General features: G+C 57.0%; 3 protein-coding genes. 2 read left to right on the top strand and 1 reads right to left on the bottom strand.

What is annotated here, in order from left to right:
* Nucleotides 1-1263, top strand: a 1263-nt coding sequence (locus tag HMPREF1136_RS05765) for a threonine/serine ThrE exporter family protein (protein WP_034505108.1), incomplete at its 5' end; no start/stop codon positions are given.
* Nucleotides 1260-1415 carry a hypothetical protein gene (locus HMPREF1136_RS11045; RefSeq protein ID WP_009648395.1) on the top strand — a complete coding sequence of 52 codons (156 nt, stop codon included), beginning with the start codon at nucleotides 1260-1262 and terminating at the stop codon, nucleotides 1413-1415. The genes HMPREF1136_RS05765 and HMPREF1136_RS11045, both read left to right, overlap by 4 nt.
* 321 nt (nucleotides 1416-1736) lie before the next feature.
* On the opposite strand, the gene HMPREF1136_RS11210 is transcribed toward HMPREF1136_RS11045, so the two are convergent.
* Nucleotides 1737-1932 (bottom strand): hypothetical protein (locus HMPREF1136_RS11210; protein WP_232204186.1); only part of this gene is annotated, 196 nt, incomplete at its 5' end.

Below are 1932 nucleotides of genomic sequence, written 5' to 3'. Positions count from 1 at the left end.
CAGGTTGTTCTGCGGCTCGGACAGATGCTGCTTTCGTTCGGTGCAAGCGCGTACCGCGTGAAGAAATCTATGGCGGACGTGGCGCGTGCCGTTGGCATTTCTGAGCATCGCGCTCAGGTCACCTACACGGAGATCATCACGACTGCCTACGCCAATGGTACGTTCCGTACGGAGCTTGCCGAGCAGCGCCTGATGGGTGTCAACGCCGACAAGATTGATCGCATTAACAACTACATTGCGTCGATCAACGGTAAGTCGGTTCGCGTTGAGGACGTTTCCGACGAGCTGGACAAGATCGCAAAGGTCCCGGGTCTTTACGACTGGTTCTCGAACGCGCTCGCCTCGGGACTCGCCTGCGCGGCGTTCGCATTCCTAAACGGCGGGGGATGGGTCGAGTGTTCGGCCGTCGCTGTCGCCTCGTTCTTTGGACAGGCGCTACGTCGACAGATGCTGATCCGCCATATGAACCACTTCGGCGTCTGGATGGCATGTGGCGCTCTCGCCGCAATGATTTACATTCTTCTCGTTGCACCGGCGCAGCAGTTTATGGGTATTGAGTCGACGCACCAGGCTGGCTTCATTTCGGCGTTGCTGTTCCTTGTCCCTGGCTTCCCGCTGGTGACGGGACTTATCGACTTGGTGAGGCAGGACTTCCAGGGTGGCCTCGGGCGCCTCGTCTACGTCGCGATGCTTGTCGCATCGGCCGGCGTTGCGGTATGGGCCATCTCTGCGATTTTTGGCTGGTCTGTAACCCCCGAGTATGGCGTTGCTCTTGTCCCGTGGCTGCACTACTTGCTCCGTTTCCTGACGAGTTTTGTCGCCGCGTACGGCTTCGCCATGCTCTTTAATTCGCCTCAACGAGTCTGTGCGGCCGCTGCACTGATTGGAGCCGTGATCAACACGGCGCGTATCGCGTTGAACCTTGAGCTCAAGGTGCCGGCTCCGGCTGCTGTTGGCCTCGCTGCTCTCGCTGCTGGTCTCCTTGCGGTTTTCGTGGCACGTCGGACGCGATTCTCGCGCGTTACTCTGTCGGTTCCCGCCGTTGTCATCATGATCCCCGGTGTACCCCTGTACCGGTCGCTCACTTACTTGAACAATCAGCAGATCGACGATGCGCTCGGCGCACTGTTCACTGTCATGTTCACGATCGTCGCTATCGGCATGGGTCTGGCGCTTTCCCGTATGCTCACCGATAAGAACTGGCTCGTCGAAAAGCAAGAACGAGTTCCCAACCTTTGGGAGTACGAGGAGGAGAACGCATGAAATTCGACATCGAGGCGAGTGTGAAGCCGCCGTCGTTCGAGTTCGAGTATGAGATCGACCGTGACGAGATTCGTGCCGTGGGCCGCAATATTGCGATCGTGTGCGTCGCGGCAGTGACTGCTCGAGTGCTCGTCGCACTGATTTCACGCTGACGCTCGTTCATCGACGAGGCCGTGGCTGGGTAACCGGTCACGGCCTCGTCATGTTCTCGGTGCGACGGCCTGTCGAGATGCCTCGACGGTAAGGTTGCAGGCACCGAAATGGGCGATGAGTAGGTGATATGGGTGTGAGCTGAGTTTCTTTTTGGGGTGTTTGGCGGGCCTGATTGCGTTGTTGTGGCGTGGTTGGGTCCGCTTTTTTGTTGTGGTGTGTGGGGGTGGTGGGGTGGTTTTTTGTTGTGTTGTGGGGGTTTGTGGGGTGTGTGTTGGGGGTCATAGTGGTTTGGTTTGACTTTGGTGTGGGGGGTGTGTAGATTATTCACCTGTCGCCGCGAGCTTGTTTGTGGGTTTGTGGTGGTGGTTCACTGCTTTGGTGGCTGGCCTATTGTGGTTGGTTGTTGGGGTGTGTGGGTGTTGTTTGTGAACTCGATAGTGTGTTTGTTTGTTTTTTATGCCTGTTTTTTGTTTTTGGGTGTTTTTGGTTGGGATTGCTGGCTGGCCTGGTTTGTTT

The organism is Actinomyces sp. ICM47 (genome assembly GCF_000278725.1).
Classification (GTDB): Bacteria; Actinomycetota; Actinomycetes; order Actinomycetales; family Actinomycetaceae; genus Pauljensenia.
This window is presented reverse-complemented; position numbering and strand designations above follow the sequence as displayed.